The 24,457-nt window shown below is 65.6% G+C and carries 23 protein-coding genes; 10 read left to right on the plus strand and 13 right to left on the minus strand.

Annotated elements, in window-relative coordinates; all coding sequences use genetic code 11:
• Positions 1-2: 2 nt before the first annotated feature.
• The gene (locus tag AC24YW_RS12985; RefSeq protein WP_487483091.1) at positions 3-2,078 is read right to left on the minus strand and encodes a methyl-accepting chemotaxis protein; all 2,076 of its coding nucleotides are present in this window, start codon (positions 2,076-2,078) and stop codon (positions 3-5) included.
• A 246-nt stretch (positions 2,079-2,324) separates the two neighbouring features.
• Between AC24YW_RS12985 and AC24YW_RS12990 the strand changes: the two genes are divergently transcribed.
• The gene (locus AC24YW_RS12990; protein WP_487483092.1) at positions 2,325-3,620 is read left to right on the plus strand and encodes a hemolysin family protein; all 1,296 of its coding nucleotides are present in this window, start codon (positions 2,325-2,327) and stop codon (positions 3,618-3,620) included.
• A 7-nt stretch (positions 3,621-3,627) separates the two neighbouring features.
• Here the strand turns inward: AC24YW_RS12990 and AC24YW_RS12995 are convergent, their stop codons facing one another.
• From AC24YW_RS12995 to AC24YW_RS13005, 3 genes are all read right to left on the minus strand, one after another.
• Complete coding sequence (locus AC24YW_RS12995) at positions 3,628-3,867, minus strand: PilZ domain-containing protein (RefSeq protein ID WP_487483093.1); 240 nt, start codon at positions 3,865-3,867, stop codon at positions 3,628-3,630.
• Between the two features lie 96 nt (positions 3,868-3,963).
• Positions 3,964-5,667 (minus strand): FMN-binding glutamate synthase family protein, encoded by a 1,704-nt coding sequence (locus AC24YW_RS13000; RefSeq protein WP_487483094.1) that lies wholly within the window; start codon positions 5,665-5,667, stop codon positions 3,964-3,966.
• A gap of 373 nt (positions 5,668-6,040) precedes the next feature.
• A complete protein-coding gene (locus AC24YW_RS13005) occupies positions 6,041-6,814 on the minus strand; it encodes a ferredoxin--NADP reductase (RefSeq protein ID WP_036042414.1) in 774 nt (257 codons plus the stop codon).
• A 374-nt stretch (positions 6,815-7,188) separates the two neighbouring features.
• On the opposite strand from AC24YW_RS13005, the gene AC24YW_RS13010 reads away from it, so the two are divergent.
• From AC24YW_RS13010 to AC24YW_RS13035, 6 genes are all read left to right on the plus strand, one after another.
• Positions 7,189-7,983 carry an ATP-grasp domain-containing protein gene (locus AC24YW_RS13010; RefSeq protein WP_487483095.1) on the plus strand — a complete coding sequence of 265 codons (795 nt, stop codon included), beginning with the start codon at positions 7,189-7,191 and terminating at the stop codon, positions 7,981-7,983.
• 184 nt (positions 7,984-8,167) lie between these two features.
• Entirely contained in the window at positions 8,168-9,169 is a 1,002-nt protein-coding gene (locus AC24YW_RS13015) for an NADP-dependent oxidoreductase (protein ID WP_487483096.1), read from the plus strand.
• A gap of 145 nt (positions 9,170-9,314) precedes the next feature.
• A complete protein-coding gene (locus AC24YW_RS13020; protein WP_487483097.1) occupies positions 9,315-10,160 on the plus strand; it encodes a cysteine rich repeat-containing protein in 846 nt (281 codons plus the stop codon).
• Between the two features lie 128 nt (positions 10,161-10,288).
• The gene (locus AC24YW_RS13025) at positions 10,289-10,504 is read left to right on the plus strand and encodes a hypothetical protein (protein WP_057027802.1); all 216 of its coding nucleotides are present in this window, start codon (positions 10,289-10,291) and stop codon (positions 10,502-10,504) included.
• A 188-nt stretch (positions 10,505-10,692) separates the two neighbouring features.
• Positions 10,693-11,856 carry an FAD-dependent monooxygenase gene (locus tag AC24YW_RS13030; RefSeq protein ID WP_487483098.1) on the plus strand — a complete coding sequence of 388 codons (1,164 nt, stop codon included), beginning with the start codon at positions 10,693-10,695 and terminating at the stop codon, positions 11,854-11,856.
• Complete coding sequence (locus AC24YW_RS13035) at positions 11,853-13,466, plus strand: benzoate-CoA ligase family protein (protein ID WP_487483099.1); 1,614 nt, start codon at positions 11,853-11,855, stop codon at positions 13,464-13,466. The genes AC24YW_RS13030 and AC24YW_RS13035 overlap by 4 nt, the downstream gene beginning before the upstream one ends.
• Positions 13,467-13,617: 151 nt before the next feature.
• Here AC24YW_RS13035 and AC24YW_RS13040 read toward each other — a convergent pair whose 3' ends face one another.
• Both AC24YW_RS13040 and maiA read right to left on the minus strand, forming a co-directional pair.
• Positions 13,618-14,130 (minus strand): MarR family winged helix-turn-helix transcriptional regulator, encoded by a 513-nt coding sequence (locus tag AC24YW_RS13040; protein ID WP_487483100.1) that lies wholly within the window; start codon positions 14,128-14,130, stop codon positions 13,618-13,620.
• Positions 14,120-14,752 carry a maleylacetoacetate isomerase gene (maiA, locus tag AC24YW_RS13045; RefSeq protein WP_487483101.1) on the minus strand — a complete coding sequence of 211 codons (633 nt, stop codon included), beginning with the start codon at positions 14,750-14,752 and terminating at the stop codon, positions 14,120-14,122. The genes AC24YW_RS13040 and maiA overlap by 11 nt, the downstream gene beginning before the upstream one ends.
• 218 nt (positions 14,753-14,970) lie before the next feature.
• Between maiA and gtdA the strand changes: the two genes are divergently transcribed.
• Positions 14,971-16,011: a gentisate 1,2-dioxygenase gene (gtdA, locus tag AC24YW_RS13050; protein WP_487483102.1), complete on the plus strand. Its 1,041-nt coding sequence runs from the start codon at positions 14,971-14,973 to the stop codon at positions 16,009-16,011.
• A 147-nt stretch (positions 16,012-16,158) separates the two neighbouring features.
• On the opposite strand, the gene AC24YW_RS13055 is transcribed toward gtdA, so the two are convergent.
• From AC24YW_RS13055 to AC24YW_RS13070, 4 genes are all read right to left on the minus strand, one after another.
• Positions 16,159-16,983 (minus strand): ABC transporter permease, encoded by an 825-nt coding sequence (locus tag AC24YW_RS13055; protein WP_487483103.1) that lies wholly within the window; start codon positions 16,981-16,983, stop codon positions 16,159-16,161.
• Positions 16,976-17,749, minus strand: a complete 774-nt coding sequence (locus AC24YW_RS13060; protein ID WP_487483104.1) for an ABC transporter ATP-binding protein — start codon at positions 17,747-17,749, stop codon at positions 16,976-16,978. Before AC24YW_RS13060 ends, AC24YW_RS13055 begins: the two co-directional genes overlap by 8 nt.
• Positions 17,750-18,036: 287 nt before the next feature.
• Positions 18,037-19,041 carry an ABC transporter substrate-binding protein gene (locus AC24YW_RS13065; RefSeq protein WP_487483105.1) on the minus strand — a complete coding sequence of 335 codons (1,005 nt, stop codon included), beginning with the start codon at positions 19,039-19,041 and terminating at the stop codon, positions 18,037-18,039.
• 30 nt (positions 19,042-19,071) lie between these two features.
• On the minus strand, positions 19,072-20,439 hold the full coding sequence (locus AC24YW_RS13070; protein WP_487483106.1) for an FAD-dependent oxidoreductase: 1,368 nt from the start codon (positions 20,437-20,439) through the stop codon (positions 19,072-19,074).
• A 112-nt stretch (positions 20,440-20,551) separates the two neighbouring features.
• Between AC24YW_RS13070 and AC24YW_RS13075 the strand changes: the two genes are divergently transcribed.
• Positions 20,552-20,824, plus strand: a complete 273-nt coding sequence (locus AC24YW_RS13075) for a hypothetical protein (RefSeq protein WP_487483107.1) — start codon at positions 20,552-20,554, stop codon at positions 20,822-20,824.
• Between the two features lie 24 nt (positions 20,825-20,848).
• On the opposite strand, the gene AC24YW_RS13080 is transcribed toward AC24YW_RS13075, so the two are convergent.
• Both AC24YW_RS13080 and AC24YW_RS13085 read right to left on the minus strand, forming a co-directional pair.
• Positions 20,849-21,739 carry an NmrA family NAD(P)-binding protein gene (locus tag AC24YW_RS13080; protein WP_487483108.1) on the minus strand — a complete coding sequence of 297 codons (891 nt, stop codon included), beginning with the start codon at positions 21,737-21,739 and terminating at the stop codon, positions 20,849-20,851.
• Positions 21,740-21,843: 104 nt separating this feature from the next.
• Complete coding sequence (locus tag AC24YW_RS13085; protein WP_487483109.1) at positions 21,844-22,647, minus strand: enoyl-CoA hydratase-related protein; 804 nt, start codon at positions 22,645-22,647, stop codon at positions 21,844-21,846.
• Positions 22,648-22,798: 151 nt separating this feature from the next.
• Between AC24YW_RS13085 and AC24YW_RS13090 the strand changes: the two genes are divergently transcribed.
• Positions 22,799-23,773 carry a ketopantoate reductase family protein gene (locus AC24YW_RS13090; RefSeq protein ID WP_487483110.1) on the plus strand — a complete coding sequence of 325 codons (975 nt, stop codon included), beginning with the start codon at positions 22,799-22,801 and terminating at the stop codon, positions 23,771-23,773.
• Positions 23,774-23,776: 3 nt separating this feature from the next.
• Here the strand turns inward: AC24YW_RS13090 and AC24YW_RS13095 are convergent, their stop codons facing one another.
• Positions 23,777-24,412, minus strand: a complete 636-nt coding sequence (locus AC24YW_RS13095) for an alpha/beta hydrolase family protein (RefSeq protein ID WP_487483308.1) — start codon at positions 24,410-24,412, stop codon at positions 23,777-23,779.
• Positions 24,413-24,457 lie beyond the last annotated feature (45 nt).

The following is a 24,457-nucleotide window of genomic DNA, read 5'->3' on the forward strand; positions in this document are numbered from 1 at the left end:
CTCTACGCCGCGCGGATCGCATCCAGGAATTTTCCGACCTCGGTCTTGAGCCGGCTGCTCTCGCCCGAAAGCGACTTCGCCGATGCGAGCACGTTGGAGGAGGCGGATCCGGTCTGGCTCGCGCCGCGCTGCACGTCGACGATGCTGGCGGAGACCTGCTGCGTGCCGCGCGCGGCCTGCTGCACGTTGCGGGAAATCTCGCGCGTCGCTGCGCCCTGCTCCTCGACCGCCGCGGCGATCGCGGACGCGATCTCGGACATGCGGGAGATGGTGTCGCCGATCGACTTGATGGCGCCGACGGAGTCCTCCGTCGCCGTCTGGATGCCCGAGATCTGCTGGCTGATCTCGCCGGTGGCCTTGGCGGTCTGCTCGGCCAGCGCCTTGACCTCGGACGCGACGACGGCGAAGCCGCGACCGGCCTCGCCGGCGCGCGCCGCCTCGATGGTGGCATTGAGCGCCAGAAGGTTGGTCTGGCCCGCGATCTGGCTGATGAGCTCGACGACGTCGCCGATCCGCCCCGCAGCCCTGGCGAGTTCGCCCACATGCTCGTTGGTCCGCCCGGCCTGCTGCACGGCCTCGCCGGCGATGCGCGCGGAATCCTGAACCTGACGGCTGATCTCGTCGACCGACGAGGCCATCTCCTCGGCCGCGGCGGCAACGGTCTGCACGTTGGTGGAGGCCTGCTCGGATGCCGCGGCCACGGTCGCCGTGACCTTTTCCGATTGCTCGGCCGTGCTCGTCAGCGTTCCCGCCGACGCTTCCAGCTCGGAGGACGCCGCCGAGACGGTGTTGATCACGTCGCCGATCATGGCTTCGAACTCGCGCGCGATCTGATCCATGCGCTGGCTGCGCTTCAGCTTCGCCTCCGCTTCGATCGCAGCCGCCTCGTCGGCGGACTTCTTGGCGAGCAGCGAATCCTTGAAATGCCGCAGCGAGCCGGCGACCTGGCCGATCTCGTCGCTGCGGCCCGTCGCGGGAATCTCGACCTCGTGCTGCCCGGCGGCGAGCGCGCCGATCACATCGGCGATCCGGCCGAGCGGCGTCACCACGCGCCTGCGCAGCATGATGGTCACGCCACCGAGCGTGCCGAGCAGCGCCAGCACGGCGACACCGGCCAGCGCGAGCATCGCCAGCGCGCCGTCGCGCGCGGCCGAGGCGCGCTCGGCGGCTTCCGCCAGCGCGGCGTCGCGCACGCCATAGAACATCTGGATAGCCGGCACGATGACCTTCGCCAGCTCGTCGGCGGTGCCGCTGTACTTGCCGTCGCTCCGGGCCGCAGGAAGCTCCTTGTCCACGGCAACCGCCGCTTGTCCGAAATAGGAGGCCGTTGCCGCCTTGAGCGCGGCGGCGATGCGGGCGGGGTTTCCGAGCTGGTCGATCCCGGCCTCGAGCCGCTCGCGGTTCGCCTCCACGCGTCCCTGCATGCGGTCCATCAGCGACAGTTCGGCCACGGTGAGCGGGCGGCGCACCGAGAGCGCGGGAGACAGCGTGGCCGCGCGATTACCGGCCGAAACGCGCAGATCCTGAGCCGTCCGCGCCAAGCTCAACAGCGCCGCAAGCGAGGAATCGGCGTTGACGACGTGTCCTTCGAGTCGATTCATGACCGGCTCGAGATTGGCGAGGACCTCGGCAACGCCGGGCAGGAAGCCCTTTGTCGCACCGCTGTCGCGCGCCGCTAGGGAAACGCTCATCGCGCGATCGGCCGCGGTGGTGATGTCCTTCAGCCGCCGCGCGGCACGGTCGAGATTTTCGGCAATCGCACCGCCGTCATCCAGCACCATGACGGCGCGCTTTGCGGCTTCGAAGCCCGCCTCGGCCGCTTTTGTAGCCTTCGCGGCCGCTTCGAGTTGCGCCTGCGTCGCGGCGCCTTCCTGGAAGATCGGTCCGATATAGGGAGCGCGGAGGCTGGCGACATGCTGGCTGACCATCAGCGTCGCGCCGAACGCCTCCACCGTCTTGATCGCATCGGTGCGGTTCGTGAAGATGCGCATCTGAGGTATCAGCACCTCGGCGCCGAGAATGACTGCAAATACCGTCACCGTCAGCATCGACAGCGCGAAGAGCTTCCCGATCCGCATCTTAGGGTTCCCCGAATATACTTCTGCAATGTCGAAAACCTAGCCGGCGGGCACTAAGGGCTCGTTAAGCAAAGATCCGTAGTTCCGCGGGGGGTGTCACGGCGTCGCGGCGTCCCCTGAGGTCGGTCGTGTACCGGTTCCGCCGGCCGACGAATGCGCAAAATCGCCCGGCATTTCCGCACCGAATACCTATATTAATGGCTTGCGCCGGCATCCCAGCCACACTTGCTTACCTCCGGAACGTCAATGCTTTCGCTCGAAATCGCCATCGTCGTCGTCCTGATCGTCATCAACGGCCTGCTCTCCATGTCGGAGCTTGCCGTGGTGTCATCGCGTCCAGCGCGGCTGTCGCTGCTCGCGGCCAAGGGCGTGCGCGGCGCCGAACGGGCGCTGATTCTGGCGGCCGATCCCGGCAAGTTCCTCTCGACGGTACAGATCGGCATCACGCTGGTCGGCGTGCTCTCCGGCGCGTTCTCGGGCGCGACGCTCGGGCAGCGGCTGACGCAATGGCTGCTCGAGCTCGGCCTGTCCCCAGGCATTGCCGACATCGTCGGCGTCGGCATCGTGGTCACGCTCATCACCTACGGCACCTTGATCGTCGGCGAGCTGGTGCCGAAGCAGGTGGCGCTGCGCGATCCCGAGAGCATTGCGGTGCGGGTCGCGCCGGCGATGCACGCGCTCGCGAGAATATCGCTGCCGCTCGTCTTTCTGCTCGACGTCTCCGGCAAGCTGATCCTCACCCTGCTCGGCCGCGGCGGCAAGGCCGAGGAGAAGGTCTCGGAGGACGAGATCCATCACCTCGTCAGCGAGGCCGAGAGCGCAGGTGTGCTCGAGCCCGGCGAGAAGGAGATGATCGCCGGCGTGATGCGGCTAGGCGACCGGCCGGTCGGCGCGGTCATGACGCCGCGCACCGAGGTCGACGAAATCGACCTCAACGACGATCCCGCCGCCATTCAAGAGATCATCGCCAAGAGCCCGCATTCGCGCTTTCCGGTCTCCGACGGCGACCGCGACAAGCCGATCGGCGTGCTCCAGGCCAAGGATCTGCTGGTCGCCTATATGAACGAACGCAGCCCGGACTTGCGCGCGCTCGTGCGCGAGGCGCCCGGCATCCCGGTGTCGGCAGACGCGCGCGACGTGCTGACCATCCTGAAGGCCGCGCCGGTTCACGTCGGGCTCGTCTACGACGAATACGGCGCCTTCGAGGGCATGGTGACGGCCGCCGACATCCTTTACTCGATCGTCGGCGCCTTTCATTCCGAGGAAGGACCGCCCGAGCCGGCCTTCATCAGGCGCGACGACGATTCGCTGCTGATCTCCGGCTGGATGCCGGTCGACGAGTTCGGCGAGTTGCTCGGCATCGCGCTGCCGCCGCATCGCTACAACACGGTCGCGGGCCTCGTGCTGCAACAGTTCAACATGCTGCCCAATGTCGGCGACGCTTTCGATTTCGGCGGCTGGCACATCGAGGTGGTCGATCTCGACGGGCGGCGGATCGACAAGATCTTGGCGAGCCGGCTGGGCGAGCAGGCGGCGGCCTGAGCGCCCCTTACCCGAACCTCACCCCGATCCGCTTTTCCTTGCGCCAGACCACGGTGCACGGCAGATGCGTGCCGTCGGCCTGGACGAACAGGGTGAAATGATCGGGAATGCCGACGGGGCTGGTGACGTCGAGTGCGGCGCCGGCATCGGAGAGATTGCGGACGGTGCAGTCGATCGCGCCGCCGCCGAACTCGATCGTTCCGGCCTTCAGCACGCGATGTCGGGCCTTGTCGCGGCGCTCGTCCATGCGGCGAATCTACACCCAAAGCTGAATCAGACGTTAAGCCCACCCTCCGCTATCGGCATTTGACGCCCCTTACCTACGGCAGACGCCGCCGGCATCTCACAGCGCCGGCTGGAACGTCTCGGCGCGCGCCATTTGCCAGGCGTCGCGGAAGCGCGGGTCTTCCGTGCCTTCGAGCAGCTCGCCGGGACGCAGCGCCGGATAGAGCTGCGCGAAGGATTTCACCTGGGTCGTGGACGTCCGTTGGCTGAAATGGATCGGCCGCAGCTGCTGCGGATGTTCGAGCCCGGCTGCGGCGATCAGCTCGGTGAGCGAATGCAGCGTCGCGTGGTGATAATTGTGCACGCGGTCGATCTTGAGCGGCACGTAGAGCGCACGCGCTCGCGTCGGGTCCTGCGTCGCCACCCCGGTCGGACAGCGGTCGGTGTGGCAGCTGAGCGACTGGATGCAACCGAGCGAGAACATGAAGCCGCGCGCGGAGTTGCAATAGTCGGCGCCAATCGCCATCGCGCGCGCCATGTCGAAGGCGGTCGCGATCTTGCCGGATGCCCCGATCTTGATGCGGTCGCGCGCATTGATGCCGACCAGCGCGTTGTGGACGAAATTGACGCCCTCGCGCATCGGCATGCCCAGATGATCCATGAATTCCAGCGGCGCCGCGCCGGTGCCGCCTTCATTGCCGTCGACCACGATGAAGTCGGGATAGATGCCGGTCTGAAGCATCGCCTTGCAGATCGCCAGGAATTCCCAGGGATGGCCGATGCACAGCTTGAAGCCGGCCGGCTTGCCGCCGGACAGGCGCCGCATCTCGGCGATGAACTGCATCATGCCAATCGGCGTCGAGAACGCGCGGTGCGAAGCCGGCGAGATGCAGTCCTCGCCCATCGCGACGCCGCGGATCTTGGATATCTCCTCGGAGACCTTCGCCGCCGGCAGCACGCCGCCATGGCCCGGCTTGGCGCCCTGGCTGATCTTGAGCTCGACCATCTTGATCTGGTCGTCGCTGGCGACGCGGGCGAACGCTTCGGGATCGAAGCTGCCGTCGAGATGCCGGCAGCCGAAATAGCCCGAGCCGATCTCCCAGATGATGTCGCCGCCCATTTCGCGGTGATAGGGGCTGACGCCGCCCTCGCCGGTGTCGTGCGCGAAGCCGCCCTTCCGGGCGCCGGCATTCAATGCCCGCACCGCATTCGGGCTGAGCGCGCCGAAGCTCATCGCCGAGATGTTGAACACCGAGGCCGAGTAGGGCTTCGCGCAATCGGGCCCGCCGATCACGACGCGGAATTTCTCCGTGGCATGCGCCTTCGGCGAGACCGAGTGATGCATCCACTCATAGCCCTCGCGATAGACGTCCTCCTGGGTGCCGAAAGGACGCTTGTCGAGCTCCATCTTGGCGCGCTGATAGACCACCGCGCGGGTGTCGCGCGAGAACGGCATGCCGTCCTTCTCGCTCTCGAAGAAATACTGCCGCATCTCGGGGCGGATTTCTTCGAGCAGGAAGCGGATATGCGCCGAGATCGGGTAGTTGCGCAGCACCGCGTGGCTCTTCTGCAAGAGATCGCGGATGCCGAGCAGCGTCAGCGCACCGAAGATCAGGATCGGCACCAGCAGGATGTCGAAGATCTTGCGGTCGGCGATGCCGATGCCGATCAGGAGCGCGGTGACCACGGCGCAGATCGTCAGCACGATGAAGCGCGGCGAGAAGGGCAGCAGCAGGGTTTCCATGATCCCCTCCTCCGCCAGCGGCAGGCGTTTCGGGGATGAGTGGTGGGAGGATTCCTGCGTCTTGTTGTCGTCGGCCACGATTCCGATCCTCTCGCCAGCAGAAGGCGTCACGATACGCCCGCGCCTGTCATACGGATATGACGCCGCCCTTGTTTCAGGCTAGCGAATTCGGCCGAGACAAATCAATCAGCCGGATGGACGGATTTTGCAGTGCAGCAGAGGGGAGGAGGCGACAGTCGCCACTGAAACTCAATTGTCATCCCGGGCAAGCGTCAGCGCAGACCCGGGATCCATAACCACAGGATTACGTGGTGGGAGAAAGCTGTCACTCCGAGACCTCGAATAGCGAGGTCCCGTGGCTATGGGTCCCGGATCGGCGCGCGCCTGGGGCGCGCTTGTCCGGGACGACGAGCGAGTGTGGCGCGCGATCGCGCCACTTCCTCAACAAAGCTCAGCGCTCGACGAAGGCCTTCTCGATCACGAAATGGCCGGGCTTGTTGCCGCTTCCTTCGACGAAGTCGCGGCTCTCGAACATCGCCTTGAGCTCTTCGAGCATCGCCGGGCTGCCGCACATCATGATGCGGTCGGTTGCGATGTCGAGCGGGCCCTGCCCGATGTCGTTGAAGATCTGCTCGGAGCTGATGAGGTCGGTGATGCGGCCACGGTTCCGGAACGGCTCGCGGGTCACGGTCGGATAATAGACGAGCTTGTCCGCGAGCAGCTCGCCGAACAGCTCATCCTCCCGCAGGGTCGCAACCAGCTTCTCGCCATAGGCGAGCTCGGAGACCTGGCGGCAGCCGTGCACCAGCACGATGGACTCGAACTGGTCGTAGACCTCGGGGTCCTTGATCAGGCTGGCGAAGGGCGCAAGGCCGGTGCCGGTCGAGAGCAGCATCAGCCGCTTGCCGGGAAGCAAATTGTCGGTGATCAGCGTACCGGTCGCCTTGCGGCCGACCAGGATGGTATCGCCTTCCTTGATCTTCTGCAGGCGCGAGGTCAGCGGGCCGTCCTGCACCTTGATCGAGAAGAACTCGAGCTCCTCCTCGTGGTTGGCGCTCGCCATGCTGTAGGCCCGCAGCAGCGGACGGCCATCGACCTCGAGGCCGATCATGGCGAACTGGCCGTTCTGGAACCGGAAGCCGGTATCGCGGGTGGCGCGGAAGCTGAACAGCGTGTCGGTCCAGTGGTGGACGGAAAGAACCTTCTCTCGGTAAAACGCGCTCATGATTTTCGATATTCCGAATAACTGCGGTTTTAGGGCAAAAGCGTTGCCCGGCCCTGAAATCGGGCGGTCACCATTTGCCATGGCGGAGGATTTCGCGTGTGTGATCTACGCCATTGAGACCAATAATCAACCTCGTTTCGGATGCAATTGATGCCGGTCAAACCGGCATTTGCGGCAGAACTGGTCACATCATTAAGGAATCTGCTGCCTGGCGCGCGAGGAGGATAATTTCTTTTCCCTCCCGGCCTTCGTGGCAGCACTTAATTTCCGGCGCGCTCGCAAGAATTTCATTAAGAATAGCTCTGAATTCTCACCCGGCTTGGCGCCGGCGCCCGCATTTTTGCGGCTTTTGGCGCCAGGAACGACGAAACACCATGGCAAGCGGCGAGCGGATCTTCGTTCAGGCGATCAGGCGCTATTGCGCGGAGCGGGGCATCGCGGTCGATGTCCGCTCCGGTGGCTGGCTGATCGCAATGAGCCGGGGACCGACACGCCATTTCGCCTTCGGCTACGACATCGGCCTGAACAGCGCCATTGCCCATCGCCTCGCCAACGACAAGTCTGCGACCGCCGAGGCGCTGACGCTGGCGGCCGTGCCCTGCATTCCGCATCGGCTGTTCCTCAACCCGAAGCTGGGCGTGCATGTCGCCGGCGCCGATTGGCGCGAGGGGATGCTGGCGCTGCTCTCGCAAAATCCGCAAGGCCTGGTGGTGAAGCCGAACGAGGGAACATCGGGGCGATCGGTGTTCAAGGTCACGACCGATGCGGAGCTCGACCACGCGGCCAGCGAGGTCTTCTCGATGAGCACGGGGCTCGTGATCTCGCCCTATGTCGCGATCGAGGAGGAGGTCCGCGTGGTGCTGCTCGATGATGCTCCGCTCGTCGTCTACAGCAAGCAGCGCGGCCCGGACTGGCGGCACAATCTCGATGCCGGCGCAAAGCCGGTGTTGCTGGAGGACGGCGAAGTCCGCGCGGCCAGCGCGAAGCTCGCGATCGATGCCGCGCGTGCCATCGGCATCGTCTTTGCCTCGATCGACGTGGTTCGGGTGAATCGCGAATGGAGGGTGCTCGAGATCAATTCCGGAGTGATGATGGAGACCCTGGGCAAGCTGCATCCGGAGCTGGTGCAAGCGGCGTATGGCGCGGCGCTGGATCGGGTGTTTGCGTGACGCTCCGAGCGCCAAGCACAAGCTGCAATCCCTTCTGCGCTCGGCCGCGTTTTCAGGATGTTCCCGTTGTGAAATGGAATGCGGCGATCTAGCCTTCATGCAGCGCACAACGCATGCGGCCTGCACGTTTTCTTTGCGGCGGCTGCATCAATCATCGTCAAGCAAAAATGAAGAGGGAAACGCCATGAGCGGCAACATCAATCGCCAGATCCTGCTGGTGGAAAAGCCCAGCGGCAAGCTCGGCGCTGAACATTTCAAGATGGTCGAGGGCGCGATGCCGGAGCCGAAGGACGGCGAGGCCTTACTGCGCGTGCGCTACATCTCGCTCGACGCGGCCAACCGCGCCTGGATGCACGGCGCGACCTATCGTTCCGCCGTCGAAGCCAACAGCGTCATGGCCGGCGGCGCCATCGCCGAGGTCGTCAGCTCGAAGGCGGCGGGGCTTGCGCCCGGCGACATCGTGTTCGGTGACACCGGCTGGCAGGAATTTGCCGCGGTGCCGGCCAAGCATCTCACCAAGATGCCGAAGCTCGAGCCGATGACGCATCTGCTCAGCGTGTTCGGCATCGCCGGCCTCACCGCCTATTTCGGCCTGCTGGAGATCGGCAAGCCCAAAGAAGGGGAGACCGTCGTGGTCTCCGCGGCTGCGGGCTCGGTCGGCTCGATCGTCGGACAGATCGCCAAGATCAGGGGATGCCGCGTCGTCGGCATCGCCGGCGGCGCCGACAAGTGCAACTGGCTGACCTCCGAGCTCGGCTTCGATGCCGCTGTGGACTACAAGGACGGCGCGGTGTTCAAGGCGCTGCGCGCAGCGGCCCCTGATGGCATCGACGTCTATTTCGACAATGTCGGCGGCGACATTCTCGAAGCCTGCCTGCCCCAGATGAACAATTTCGGCCGCATCGCCTGCTGCGGCGCGATCTCGCAATATGACGGCGCGCCTGCCGCACATGGCCCGCGCGGCGTGCCCGGCCTGATCGTGGTGAAGCGGCTGACCATGCAGGGCTTCATCGTGATGGATTACATGAAGGACAGCGAGCGCGCGCTGGCCGATCTGCAGGCCTGGGTGAAGTCCGGCAAGCTCAAGGTGCAGGAGGACATTCTCGACGGACTCGAGAACACGCCGAAAGCGCTGATCGGATTGCTTGCAGGCGAGAACCGCGGCAAACGCATGGTCAAACTCTGACGGCGCAATTGCATCGGCACAATTGACTTGCGGGTGACGCCAAAGCGGCGAATGATGCTGCGTGCGAGGCATCACTCGCGACAATTGCGATTGCAGTGCATTTTAGCGAATCGTCGGCATTACCGACGGGGCAGGAAATCAGCAGATGTTCAAAACGTTGAAGCATGTATCGGCGCGCACGGCGTTGCTGGCGACGGCACTCTTCGCAACCGCAACAGGAGCGTTGGCGCAGACCGAGGCCCAGAAGAGCGCCATCCGGTCCGCATGCCGCTCGGATTTCATGGCACATTGCTCGAGCGTCACGCCCGGCGGAGTGGAGGCGGTTCAATGCCTCGCCAAGAACATGTCGAGCCTGTCGTCGGGGTGCCAAGCTGCGGTTCGCGCGGTCGAGTCGGCTGCCGCGCCGAAGACCGAAGCGGTGCCTCCCAAATCTGAGCCTGCCAAGTCTGAGCCTGCCAAATCTGAACCTGCCAAATCTGAACCGGCAAAAACGGGAGCGGCGCCCGCCGGGCCAGCGGCCAAGCCCGCAGCAGCGGCCGCGCCGAAGGCAGAAGCAGCAAAGCAGCCGAGCCCTGCGCAGGTTTCCGCGATCAAGGGCGCCTGCCGCGGCGATTATCCCAAGGTCTGCGCCAGCGTGCCGCCCGGCGGCGCGCCCGCGATCGAATGCCTGGAGAAGAACAAGGCGAAGGTGTCGGCCGGTTGCGCCACGGCGATAAATGCGGCTTTCGGTGGCGGAGCGGCCGCGCCTGCTTCCGCCGCTGCACCGGCCGCAGCGGCGGCGCCTGCCGCGGCACCGGCCGCCATCGTGCTGCGGCCATTGCTGCCGCGCGAAGAGCTGTTCATCGCACGGTCGGCTTGCGGCGCCGACATCCGCACCCTCTGCGCCGGCGTGGCGCCCGGCGGCGGCCGGATCATCCAATGCATTTCCAACCGGGCGGCATCGCTCTCGCCGGCCTGCAAGGAGGTGCTCGCGCCTTTCGCGGCGAGGTAAGACGAAGCGGATGATGCTCATCCGCAGCACCGAGATGAATTGCAGCGTGCGCGACCGGATGTTCACACGCTGACACGGATACTTTCTTCAGACGCAGTTTCGATCACGACAAGCCCCGGGAAGACAACATGCGTTCATTGCTGCTCGTTGCTTCTGCGCTTCTGGCTTTCGCCGCCACCATGACCTTCGAGGCCACCGACGCCAATGCGGTGGTATGCGCCCGCGGCGTCGTTCGCGCCGGCTGCGCCGGCCCGAATGCGGCCGTGGTCGTCCGCAAGCCGGTGCCGGCGGTCCGCTGCACCAGGGTTCTGGTGAACGGGGTCTATGTGAAGCGCTGCGTCTGACCCCCCGGTGGCCAATCCGCCCCGGTTTGGCTATGATTCGCACCTGACGGTCTCGGACCCGCAAAACGCGTGTCTGGACACGTGCTTTGGCGTGCCGCGCGCTGCCGATAATTCCGCTGGCGCCGGACGCCCGAGCACATTAGTCTACCCCTAGATAGTAAGTATACTGTCAATTAGGGAGGCAGACGTTGCGGATCGCCGTGATCGGCGGGGGGCCCGGTGGGCTCTACTTCGCCTATCTCTGGAAGAAGCGTCACCCCGAGGATCAAGTCGACCTGTTCGAACAGAACCCGGCCGACGCGACCTGGGGCTTTGGCGTCGTGTTCTCCGACCAAGCGCTCGAGTTCCTGCGCGCCGACGACCCCGAGACGGTCGATGCGATCGCCCCGCACATGGAGAGCTGGGAGAACATCACGCTGCACCTCGCCGGCGACAGCGTCGCCGTCGACGGCGTCGGCTTCTCCTCGATCGGCCGGCTGGAGCTGCTTAAGTTCCTGCAGCAGCGCGCGCTCGATGTCGGCGTCACGCCGCGCTTCGATACGCAGATCCAGGCGATCGACCAGCTCAACGGCCACGATCTGATCGTTGCCGCCGACGGGCTGAACTCGCTGGTGCGCCGCACCTATGAGGGCGATTTCGGCACCTCGCTGTCCTACTCATCCAACAAGTTCGTCTGGTACGGCACCTCGAAACGCTTCGACACGCTGTCGCAGACCTTCGTGAAGACCGAACGCGGCGCCTTCAACGCGCATCACTACCGCTATTCGCCGACCATGAGCACCTTCCTGGTCGAATGCGATCACGCGACATGGCAGGCCTATGGGTTCGCCTACAAGGACGTCGAGCAGTCCAAGGGCGTCTGCGAGGAGGTGTTCGCCGACACGCTCGGCGGCCATTGCCTGGTCTCCAACAAATCGGTCTGGCGCAATTTCCCCTGGGTCTGGAACGAGCACTGGTCGTTCAAGAACATGGTGCTGCTCGGCGATGCCCTGCATTCGGCACATTTCTCGATCGGCTCGGGCACGCGGCTCGCGATCGAGGACGCCATCGCCCTCGTCAAGGCGCTGGAATCGGATGCGCATCTCGCCACCGCGCTGCATCGCTATCAGGCCGCGCGCAAACCGATCGTGCAGAAGCTCGTCAACGCCGCGCGCACCAGTGCGTTCTGGTACGAACATTTCGCCGAGCACATGAAGCTTCCCCTGATGGACTTCGCCTACAGCTACATTACCCGCTCCGGCCGCATCGACGATTCCAGGCTGCGTGCGATGTCGCCGGCCTTCATGGCCCGCTACGAAGCGGCCAAGAACGCCGGAGAAGGCGCCGGAGACAAGGGCGGAGATGCGGCATGAGCCATGACATCCGTGACCAGGTGCCGGCGGACAGCGATGGCGCGCGCGAGATCGGCTTTGCCGTTCCCGACATCTACAATGCCGGCCGCGTGCTGTTCGACAATCTCGGCAAGGGCCGCGGCGACAAGCTCGCGCTGCTGGGGCCGGCAGGCACGCGCACTTATGCCGAGCTCTGCGCGGAGGCCTGCCATTGGGGCAACGGTTTCGCCTCGCTCGGCCTTGCGCGCGGCGATCGCGTGCTGCTGTTTCTCGACGACACGCCGGCCTACCCCGCCGCCTTCTTCGGCGCCGTGCGCGCCGGCTTCGTGCCGCTGCTGATCAACACGCTGACGCCGCCGGACCTGTTGCAATTCTACCTCGCCGATTCCGGCGCGACCGTCGCGGTGGCGGATGCAGAATTCGCGGCGCGCTTCAATGCCGAGGCCTGCAAGGAGACGCGGCTGCAGACGCTGATCGTCGCCAATGGCGCGGCCGGCGAGCACGCGGCGCCGCAGGCGCTCGCAGCGGAGAACTGGCTCGCGCAATTCCCTGCTGAGCTGACGGAAGCGCCGACGCAGCGGGACGAAATGGCGTTCTGGATGTACTCCTCCGGCTCGACCGGACGACCCAAGGGCATCGTACACCTGCAGCACGACATGGCCTACAGCGATGCCGCCTTTGCGCGCAACGTGCTGAAGCTGACGCCCGACGATATCTGCTTCTCGGTGCCGAAAATCTTCTTCGCCTATGGCTTTGGCAATTCCGTCACCTTCCCGTTCTCGGCCGGCGCCGCGACGCTGCTGCTGCCGGGCCAGCCGAAGCCGGCCTCGATCTTCGCGGCAATCGAGCAGTACAAGCCGACGGTCTTCTTCGGCCTGCCGACGCTGTACACCGCGCTGACCAAGGCGGAAGGCGCGGACAAGACGGATTTCTCGTCGCTGCGCATGGCGCTCTCGGCCGCCGAGGTGCTCTCGGCCGAGGTCTTCAACGGCTGGAAGACGCTCACGGGGCTCGAAATCGTCGAAGGCCTCGGCTCGACCGAGGTGCTGCACATCTATCTCTCCAACCGGCCCGAGCGGAAGAAGCTCGGCGCTGCGGGCCTGCGCGTTCCCGGCTACGAGGTCGCGCTGCGCGACAAGGACGGCCGCGACGTCGGCGACAACGAGGAAGGGATCCTGTGGGTGCGCGGCGATTCCAACACGCCGCTTTACTGGAACCGGCCGGACAAGTCCGCCGAGACCATCCGCGAGGGCGGCTGGATCTACACCGGCGACCGCTTCGTGCGGGATGCCGACGGCTTCCACTTCTTCCGCGGCCGCGCCGACGATCTCATCAAGATCTCCGGCCAGTGGGTCTATCCGCTCGAGGTCGAGCTGTGTCTCGCCGATCACCCCGACATCCGCGAATGCGCAGTGTTCGCCGCCGAACTGCCGGACCGTCGCATGACGCTGAAGGCGGTGGTGGTGATGAACAGCCATGCGGTCGACCAGCGCGAGGCGACGCGCAGGCTGCAGGATTATGTGAAGGGCCGGCTGCTGCCGTACAAATATCCGCGCGAGGTGATCTTCATCGACGAGCTGCCGAAGACGGGCACGGGGAAGATCGATCGGCAGGCGCTGCTGAGGATGTGAGGCGAGGACGGAGTTCCGCGCACCGCGATCGTAGGGTGGGCAAAGCGGAGCGCGCCCACCATTCCCCAATAGGAGAGAGATCGTGGGCACGGCGCTTCGCGCCTTTGCCCACCCTACGAGATCGCGCTCTGGGCTGGCCGGGGGCGCCCCCTCACGCACCCTTCCCAAGATGCTCCAGCGCGTCCTCGGCGCGCAGCGGCACCCGTGATGCTTCATTGTTGAGATTGACCAGCTGCGCCAGCAGGCCCATCAGCGCCTTGCGGTCGGCGGGCTTGAGCGGCTCAAGCATCCGCCCCTGGGCGCGCTCGACGGCGGGGATGATCTCGCGCAGGATCGCAGCGCCCGACTTGGTCAGATAGAGCAGCTTGATCCGCTTGTCCTCGGGTGCCGGCTTGCGCTCGATATAGGCCTTGGCCTGGAGACGTTCGATCACGCTGCCGAGCGTCGAGCGATCGAAGGCGATCACCGCCGACAGCCGCGTCGCGTCGATGCCGGGATGGGTGTGGATTGCGACCAGCGCGGCATATTGCACCGGAGTGAGGTCGAACGCCTTGCACTCCTCCATGAAGATCGAGACCGCGATCTGCTGCATGCGCCGGAACAGATAGCCCGGCGCGGCATAGACTGCGTCGATCGTGATCGGAGGGGGCGGCTTACTCGGCATCGGGCTGCTTCTCCGGCGCGGCATCGGCAAACGCCGGCAGCGCCCTGGCGGCGGCCTCGGCCTGGAGCAGGCGCGGATAGGCGGAGACGTCGACGCCGAAGCGGCGCGCATTGCCGAGCTGCGGCACCAGGCAGAGATCGGCGAGCGTCGGCGCATCGCCGAAGCAGAATGGACCCGGCTCGTCCTTGATCAGCGTCTCGCAGGCCGACAGGCCCTCGCGATTGACCCAGGCGGCCCAATCCTGGACCTTCTCCTCGGGCAGGCCGAGCTCGCGCAGCCGGGCCAGCACTTTCAGGTTCTGCACCGGATGGGTGTCGCAGGCGATCGCCAGCGCAAACGCCCGCACCTTGGCGCGGCGCAACGGATCCTTCGGCAGCAGCGGCGGATTGGGATGGGTCTCGTCGAGCCATTCGATGATGGCAACCGATTGCGTCAGCACTCCACCCGCATCATCCTCCAGCGCCGGCACCAGGCCTTGCGGGTTGATGGCAAGATAGGCAGGCGCGCATTGCTCGCCCTTGCGAAGATGATGCGGCAGATGCTCGGCGCCGAGACCTTTGAGATTCAGCGCGATCCGCACGCGATAAGCGGCGCTGGAGCGGAAATAGCCGTGCAGCTTCATGGAGAGCCTCCCTCATTTTCTGCCATTCCGGGGCTCGCGCAGCGAGAGCCCGGAATCCATACTCCCGATCGTGGTTATGGATTCCGGGTTCGCCGGACCGCGCGTTTGCGCGGTCCCGTCGCCCCGGAATGACGGCGACCTTGTAGCCCCTCCGTCACATTGACGCTACCTAGATCCTCAGTATACTGTCAATTAACAAAAGATCGGGAGCCGCAACCATGGAAGCCGTGACCAAGACGCCGGAACGCGAGGCGTTCTACCGAAAGATCGACGGCGAGAATCTCACCGCGCTGTGGACGGTGATGAGCGACCTGATCACGCCGGAGCCGAAGAGCGCCTGCCGGCCGCACCTCTGGAAGTTCGACGTCATCCGCGACTACATGGTTGAAGCCGGCAAGCTGATCACGGCCAAGGAGGCCGAGCGGCGCGTGCTGGTGCTGGAGAACCCCGGGCTGCGCGGCCAATCCAAGATCACGACCTCGCTCTATGCCGGCGTGCAGATGGTGGTGCCCGGCGACGTCGCACCTGCGCACCGCCACAGCCAGTCGGCGCTGCGCTTCGTGCTCGAAGGCAAGGGCGCCCACACCGCGGTCGACGGCGAGCGCACCGCGATGGAGCCCGGCGACTTCATCATCACGCCGTCGATGACCTGGCACGATCATTCCAACGAGACCGATCAGCCGATGTTCTGGCTCGACGGCCTCGACATTCCCCTGGTGCAGTTCTTCGACTGCTCCTTTGCCGAAGGCGCGAAGGAAGATCAGCAGAAAATCACGAAGCCCGCGGGCGACAGCTTTGCCCGCTACGGCCACAACCTCCTGCCCGTCGATGTGAAGCGGAGCTCGAAGACCTCGCCGATCTTCAGCTATCCCTATGCCTACACCCGCGAGGCGCTGGAGAAGGCGAGGACCAGCCAGGAATGGGACGCCTGCCACGGCCTCAAGCTGAAGTTCAGCAACCCCGAGACCGGCGATTTCGCGATGCCGACGATCGGCACCTTCATCCAGCTGCTGCCGAAGGGATTCAAGACCGCGCGCTATCGCGCGACGGATGCGACCGTGTTCTGCCCGATCGAGGGCCGCGGCCGCAGCCGCATCGGCGATGCGGTCTTCGAATGGGGCCCGCGCGATTTGTTCGTGGTGCCGAGCTGGCATTGGGTGACACACGAGGCCGATGACGACGCCGTGCTGTTCAGCTTCTCGGACCGGCCGGTGCAGCAGAAGCTGGATCTGTTCAGGGAAGATCGCGGCAACGCGTGAGGCGGCACTCTATCCTCCGTCATGGCCGGGCTTGACCCGGCCATCCACGTGCCGCTACGCCCGAGGAAAGACGTGGATGCCCAAGTCAAGCCCGGGCATGACGACCTGATTTGTGGCGCTCGCCTGCGTCCTCGTCATCGTTCGCGGCTACCGCCAGTGCAACAGCCGCATCTCCAGCCAGCCGATCACCTTTCCCACGACGAGGCCGAACACCGACAGGATCACGACGCCCGCGAGCAGCTGATCGGTCTGCATCAGGTTGCCGGCCTGCAGCACGAAGGCGCCGATGCCGTATTGGGCGCCGATCATCTCGGCGCTGACGACCAGCAGCAGCGCGACGGAGGCGGTGATGCGGAAGCCGGCGAGGATCGCCGGCAGCGCGCCGGGCCAGATCACCTTGCGCACGATGGTGGCAAAGGGAACGTTGAAGCTCTGCGCCATGCGGATCAGGTTGCGCGGCACGGCATCGACCCCGCTATAGACCGAGATCGCGGTCGAGAAGAACACCCCGAGCGCAATGGTCGCGATCTTCGGCTCTTCGCCGATGCCGAGCCAGAGAATGAGCAGCGGCAGCAGCGCGATCTTAGGGATCGGAAACAGTGCCGAGATGAAGGTGATGCCGACGCTGCGCGCGAGCCGCGACAGGCCGATGGCGAAGCCGACCGCGATTCCGGCCGCCGTTCCCAACAGCCAGCCGACGCCGATCCGCAGCAGCGAGGCTGAAACATGCTGCCAGAGCGCGCCGGAGACTGCTAGCTGATAGATCGCGCGGACAATTGCGGAAGGGGGCGGCAGAAACAGCGCATTGACGAGGCCGGCGCTGCCGGCGGCCTGCCAGATCGCGATGACGAGGCCGAGCGAGATCCAGCCGCCATACCGGCTCGACGCGGGCACGAAGCCCGCGCCACGAAACTGGACGGGCCGCGACGCTTCGTTCTTGGCCGCCGTGTCCGTTGCCGCGCGGTCAAGCATGCTGGACCTCACGCTCGGCATCGATCGCCTCGTTGCGGATCAGCGACCAGATCTGGTTCTGCAGCGCCAGCAGCTTTTCGCGCGCCGCCGCTTCGCCGCGGGCCGCGCGCGTCATCGGCACGGTGACGACCTCGCGGACGCGGCCGGGCCGGCGCGACAGCACCACGATGCGATCGGCGAGCCGCGCGGCCTCTTCGAGATTATGAGTCACGTAGACCGCGCCCATGCCGCCATCGGCGAGCAGGCGGATGAAATCCTCCAGCAGCAGCTCGCGGGTCTGCGAATCCAGCGCCGACAGCGGCTCGTCCATCAACAGGATCGCGGGCCTCACCGCCAGCGCGCGCGAGATGCCGACGCGCTGGCGCATGCCGCCCGAGAGCTGCTTGGGATAGGTCTGGCGAAAATCGGTGAGCCCGGTGCGGCGCAAGGCATCCTCGACCAGCGCGCGGCGCTGCGCGGCAGAGAGCTTTGTGTGCAGCAGCGGGAATTCGACGTTCTCCTCGACCGTGGCCCAGGGCAGCAGCGCAAAATCCTGGAACACGAAGGTCAGCGGATTGAGACTGTCCGCCGGCGGCGCCCCGCGCAGCTCCGGCGCGCCCGAGGTCGGCTGCAAGAGGCCGCCGAGGATCGACAGCAGCGTGCTCTTGCCGCAGCCTGAGGGCCCCACGATCGCAACCACCTCACCGGCCCTGACGGTGAAGGAGACGTCGTCGAGCACGGCGAGATCACCGAAGCGATGGGTGATGTGGCTGGCGATCAGGTCCATGAGGCGAGCCCGGGCTCTTCACCCTCCCCTGGAGGGGGAGGGGTCGGTTTGCATGCAGCGAAGCGAAATGCAAACCGGGGTGGAGTGACAGTCTATCGGCGCGGATGCTGGCAATTCCTGCCACCGAACTTCCCGCGAATGGTCGGAGCAAACGACGGATGGACCACCGCCGTGGCTCACCCCGCCCCGCTCGCTCCGGACGATGCTGCGCATCGCCGGTGCGATCGACCCTCCCCCTCCAGGGGAGGGTGGCAGATCGCCTGCCGCGGGAGTTTGCACGATCAACATCAATCCGCCTTCACGAATTCCTTGGCGATGATCGCTTCCGCGTCAAAGCCCTTGTCGACAAAACCCTGCTCCTGCAGCCATTTGATCTGGTTGTCGACGTTCTTCACGTCGAGCTTGCCGTCGGGATCGATATAGGCGCAGTTGCCGACCACCTGCTCGACCGGCAGGTTGGTGTACTTGGCGATGATCTCCAGCAGCGGCCTGGTCTTGTCGTTGATCGGAGCGACACCGTCCTTCATCGCGGCAAGGATGACGTCGTGATATTCGCGGTCGGCTTTTGCGAGCACGCCGAGGAATTTCGTCACCAGTGCCTTGTTGGCCAGCGTCTTCGGCGCGGCGAATACCGCGCCCAGTTGCCAGGGCGTCTCGTCACCGACCCAGCCCAGGAATTTCGCGCCGCCCTCGTCCATCAGCTTTCGCGCGGTCGAAATCGGCAGCAACGCTGCATCGACGGTCTCGCCCTTGAGCGCAGCGGCGGCATTCGACAGCGATTGCAGCGGCACGATCTTCACGTCCGCGAGCTTGAAGCCGTATTTGTCGGCGAGCAGGCCGAGCGAATAATGGAAGCTCGATCCGACCTGCGTCATCGCCACGCGCTTGCCCGCGAGGTCCTTCGGCGTCTTCAGGCCGCTCGCATAGGCGTTGTTGCTGGCGAAATAGCCGATCAGGGGATAGCCCGGCTTCTCGCGGCTCATGCCGCCGATCACCTTCAGCGTGCCCTTGCCGCCGAGATTGTAGAGCCCGGCGGTGAAGGCGGTGACGCCGAAATCGACGTCGCCCGAGGTGGTGGCCACCGCAATCGGCTGCGCTGCGTCGAAGAACTTGAGCTCGACCTCCAGGCCGGCCTCACGGAAATAGCCCTTGTCCTGCGCGATGAAGACTGGCGCCGACGAAGACAGGCGGAGCACACCGATCCTGGCTTTCAGCGCATCCTCGGCCCGTGCCGTGCTAATTGCCATGATCGCCATCAGGCCCGCCACCGCGAGCCGCGCAATCCCGATCATCCCGTTTCCTCCGCTTTGTCTTGCAGTGCATTACAGGCCTTCGGGCACCGCCTGATCCCGTCCGATGAAGGCGCCCTGTTGTTTCAACGTTTCCTGCAACTTTTCAATGGGGATTTCGCGTGGAATCCGGTTTCCGGACAGCGCCAGCGCGGCGGCGGAACCGGCGGCCTCACCCATCGCGAAGCAGGCCCCGGAGACCCGCGCGGCCGACTGGCCCTCGTGGGTCATCGAGGCACAGCGGCCGGCGACCAGGAGGTTGTCGACGCCTTCAGGGACCAGCATCCGGTAAGGCAGCTCGTTGTAGCCGCGCGATTCCGGGATCGGCGGGAAGGTGAAGACGACGTCGCCGGGCACATGGGCCTCGATCGGCCAGCCGTTGACGCCGATGGAATCCGCGAACGAGGCACAGCCGAGCACGTCCTCGCCGCTGAGCTGGTAGCCACCCCTGATGCGGCGGGTCTCGCGAATGCCGAGCTGTGGCGGCAGGTCGACGATGTAGGACTTCTCAAACCCGGGCACCGCGCTGCGCAAGAATTCGTACGCGGCGAGCGCTTGCTTGCGGCCCTCGATCTCGCCGCGGGTAAGATCGTCGGGCTCGATGCCGTTGATGGCATGGCCGTCCTCGCGCGCCACCTGGGTGAAGTTCACCCGCCATTCGATGCCGGACTTTTGCGGCCGCACGATCGCGCTTTTGCGCGGGAATGCGTGGGTGCCGGCCGCCACGGCCTTTTCCATCAATTGCGGAATGGTGCGCCATGCCTCGCCGGCCTTGGCGGGATCGATGCCGTTGAGACGCAGCATCATCGAGGGGTACAGCGGATGGCCATGCTCGTCGCCGATCTCGAACGGCGCGCCGGCCCACACGGCGAGATCGCCATCGCCGGAGCAGTCGATGAAGATCTCCGCGCGCACCGCCTGCCGGCCAGCCTTGGTTTCGACCAGCATCGCGTCGATGCGGCGCTCATCGGCCATGACGACGCCGGCGCCAAGCGCGTGGAACAGGAGATTGACCCCGTGGCTGGCGAGCAGCTGGTCGGCCGCGATCTTGTAGGCGGCGGTGTCATAGGCCTGGGCAAAGACCTTGCCGAGGATCAGATGCGGCGCGTTGAGGCCGTTCAAACGATCGATCCGCGCCAGCAGCTCCGAGGCCAGACCCTGCACCAGCCGCCGGTGCTCGCCATGGACATTGCCGTGCAGGCCGCAGAAATTGGTGACGCCGGCCGCGGTGCCCATGCCGCCGAGAAAACCGTAGCGCTCGATCAACAGCGTCTTCCGCCCCGCACGCGCCCCTGCGGCTGCCGCCACGATGCCGGCCGGCCCGCCGCCGAGCACGAGGACTTCATACTCGCCATAGAGCGGCACTTTGCGTGCCGGCTCTTCGATCGTCGTGGCCCGCATGGCGCGTTCCTTCCCGGAATCTGGTTCGAACTGGATCACGGCTTAGCCGGCGGTCCTCATGCCCGCAAGATCGCGGTTGCTGGCTAACGGTGGACCTGAGACAAGTGCAGGCATGGATTCGATCATCGTCAGATACTGCTTCGCCACTTCTATCGCCCTCGCGATCTCGGCCGCTCCCGCCGCTGCCGTGGAGCAAAACTGCCGCTTCATCTCAGCCAAGGCCGACCGCGAAGCCTGCTACAAGCGGCAGGAGGAAGAGCTGGCCGCAAAGCGCAAGCCTGCACCTGCGGCCGACGACGGCAAAGCGCTCGAAACCCTCCGCCAATTGCGCCAAGATGATGATGCCGTCTATCGCAGCATCAACAACATCTGCCGCGGCTGCTGACCACGAGCACTGCAATTTGGGCGGTCACAGGACTCTGCTGGCAGCAGCGTGCGAGCCGCGCGACCGGGCGACAAGAGCACCGATATAGTCTTCGAGCGTCGTCTCGCCGCGTTCGAACGGCTCCGACATGGCAAAGCCGCTGTCGACGCTGACCGCGGTCATTCGCGCATAAGACTCCGCCGCCGCGGCTGAGAAGCCGAGCTTTCCATAAGCCGCGATCCATTGATCGCGCGGGATGACCTCGACCTTCACCGGATGGCCGAGCACGGCCGCGAAGGCATCCGCGACATCCCGCGGCGAATACCGCTCGGGTCCTTCGACATGATGCACGTCCTGATCGCGGGGCAGCTCCAACAAACGGCGCGCGGCCGCCTTGCCAAGATCGGGGGGAGCGACCATTGGGATCTTCATGTCTGCGGGCAGCATGGTCGGCAACATGCCGCACTTCGCCGCATCGAGCAGCTGGTCCCAGTTGCTCATGTAGTAGGCGCCTCGCTGGATGGTCGCTGGTATCGGTTGGGCGGCAAGCGCCTGCTCGAAATGATAGAGAACATTGAGATCGCCGCAGCGCTCTCCCGGCTGGGCGCCATAGGTAGATGCGGCGACGACCTTTTCGAGCCCGGATCCTTCGAGCGCCGCCACGATGCTCCTGACGGTCGCATGCTCCTCACGATCGGTGTCGGTGGAGATGTCGGCGTTCGGATTGAGCAGGAAAGCGCGCTTGCCCGTACTGAACACCGCGCGCAAGCCGTCGGTGTCGCGCACATCGACAACCGCGGTCTGCGCACCGCGACTGCGCCAATCGGCCTCGTTGTTGTTGCTGTGAAGCACGGCTGTGACCGGTCGCCCCGCATTGAGCAATCTCGACGCGACGGCCGATCCGATACGCCCGTTTGCCCCAATCACAATGAACATCGGCGCGCTCCATAACGCTGAATCGGGTAAATCTTCTGCCCCGTCCGCAGTTCCGCGCGATACCCCCATAGCCCACTTTTTCGAGCCGCACCTCGTCGCATCCCTCAGCTTTTGTCGGCGCCCCACCTCGCTTCCCGCTTCTCGGCGAAGGAGGCCAGTCCCTCCGCTGCCTCCGCGCTCTGGCGCTTGAGCGAGTGCAATTGCACGAGCCGGGTGTAAGCGTCATCGTCCACGGCCATGCCGCCGAACGAGCTTTCCAGCGCGAGCTTCTTGGTCTCGGCCATGGCCTCCGGTCCGTTGGCGAGCAGCTGCTCGACCGCCTTGGCGCCTGCGGGCTCGAGATCGGCGAGCGGCACCACCTCGTGGACAAGGCCGATGCGGCGGGCGTCTTCGGCGCCGAAGCGCTCGCCGGTGAGCGCGTAGCGGCGGACTTGCCGTACACTGATGGCATCGCAGAGCTGCGGGATGATGATCGCCGCGGTCAGGCCCCAGCGTACCTCGGTGATTGAGAACAGGGCGTTGTCGGCCGCAATCACCACATCGCAGGCCGCGATGACGCCGGTACCGCCCCCGAAGCAGCCGCCCTGCACCAGGGCAACGGTCGGAATCGGCAAAGTGTTGAGCCGCTGCACCGCTTCGAACGTCGCCCGCGAGGCCGCCTCGTTCGCCTCGCGCGATTGCTGCCGCACGCTGTTGATCCATTTGAGGTCGGCGCCGGCCTGGAAGTGCTTGCCGTTGCCCCGGAGCACGACGACGCGCAAATTGGGCTTGCTGCCGAGGTCGTCCATGGCCGCGAGCACGCCTGAGATCAGCGCGCCGTCATAGGCATTGTTGACCTCCGGCCGGTTCAACGTGACGGTCGCAACCCCGCGTTCATCGAGGCTCCACAGGACGGGGCTGGCAGTCATCGGCGATCCTCCGGTTGTTTGCCGCGCACTATGACCGAGGGCGCGTGCCCTGATCCATATCTTTCCGGCGTAGGGCGGCCGCGTCCATCGCATGGCGGCTTGTGTCATGCTGGCCGCGGGCGACACCACGGGATGGAGACGGGATATCAATATGCGCATCTGCATTTTCGGCGCAGGCGCCGTCGGCAGCCACATTGCGGTACGGCTGGCGCGCGCCGGCCATGAGGTCAGTTGCGTGATGCGGGGGGCGCATCTGGAGGCGGCCCGTGCCAATGGCCTCAAGCTGCGCGTCGGCGATTCGGAGGTCGGCGCCAAGGTGAACGCATCAGGCGATCCGGCCCAGCTCGGCCCGCAGGACGTCGTGATCTCCACCTTGAAGGCGACCGCGCTTCAGGGGCTGGTTTCCAGCATCAAGCCGCTGCTCCAGGACGACACTGCGATCGTGTTTGCGCAGAACGGCATTCCCTGGTGGTACGGCATCGGCCTGCCGCCGCGGCACCCGGCACCGCCCGACATTTCATTTCTCGATCCCGGCGGCCGCCTGCGCGCCTGCATCCCGAAGGAACGGATCGTCGGCGGCGTGATCTTCTCCTCCAACGAGGTGATCGCGCCCGGCGTGGTGCAGAACCTGACGCCGGACCGCAACCGCCTCCTGATCGGCGAATGCGACGACCGCAATTGCGAGCGGATCACGAAACTGCGCGGCGTCTTCAACGATGCGCGGCTGGAATCGCCGCCGGTGGCCGAGATCCGCGAGGCGATCTGGTCAAAGCTGCTGACCAACATGTCGCTGTCGGTGCTGTGCCTGCTCACCGGCCAGACCGCGCGCGGCGTGCGCGACGATCCCGCCTTCACGGAGGTGATTCCGCGCATGCTAAACGAGGCCAACGAGATCGCCCAATATTTCATTCCCGAGGTCAAGCGCGCCACCCGCAGTGGCCCCGCCCCCAACCACAAGCCCTCGCTGCTGCAGGATTACGAGCTCGGCCGCGCCATGGAGATCGACGTGCTGGTGAAGGCGCCCCAGGCCTTCGCGCGCACCGCCGGTCTGTCGACGCCAACGCTCGACCTGATCGCCGCGCTCGCGATCCAGAAGGCGCGCGACAAGGGGCTTTATTCCGCGTGAGGCTCAGGCGAGCGCGTCGATCCAGATCGCGAGCGCGTCCAGCACCTCGGTGAGTGCCTCGTCATTGGTGCGGCCGGATTTCTTGAGCACGGCAAACGAATGGTCGCCGCCTGCGACCTCATGCAGCGTCGCCTTACGCCCGAGCCGCTCGATGACGGGCTCGAGATGGGCGAGGTCGGCAAGCTCGTCGCGCGTGCCTTGCAGGAACAGCATCGGGATCGCGATGCCGGCGAGATGCTCGGCACGCTCGGACGACGGTTTCTTGGCGGCATGCAGGGGGAAGCCAAGGAAGGCGAGCCCCCTCACGCCCGGCAGCGGCGATTTCGATTGCGCTTGCGAGGTCATGCGCCCGCCGAACGATTTTCCGCCGGCGACAAGCTTCAATCCAGGGCAGAGCCGGGCCGCCTCCGCGACGGCCGCGCGGATGGCGGCATGCGCAACCGCCGGCTGGTCGGGACGCCCCTTCTTCTCTTCCGTATAAGGAAAATTGAAGCGGAAGGTCGCGATGCCACGGCTCGCGAGCCCCTCCGCAACCTTCTCCATGAAGGAATGCCGCATATCGGCGCCGGCGCCGTGCGCCAGCACGTAGCAGGCGCGCGCATGGTCCGGCTGCGTCAGGATCGCCGAGACCGTTCCCATGCGTTCGATGTCGAGCTTGAGCTCGCGCGTCTGGACCAAGAGTGG

This window comes from Bradyrhizobium sp. USDA3516 (assembly GCF_057651995.1).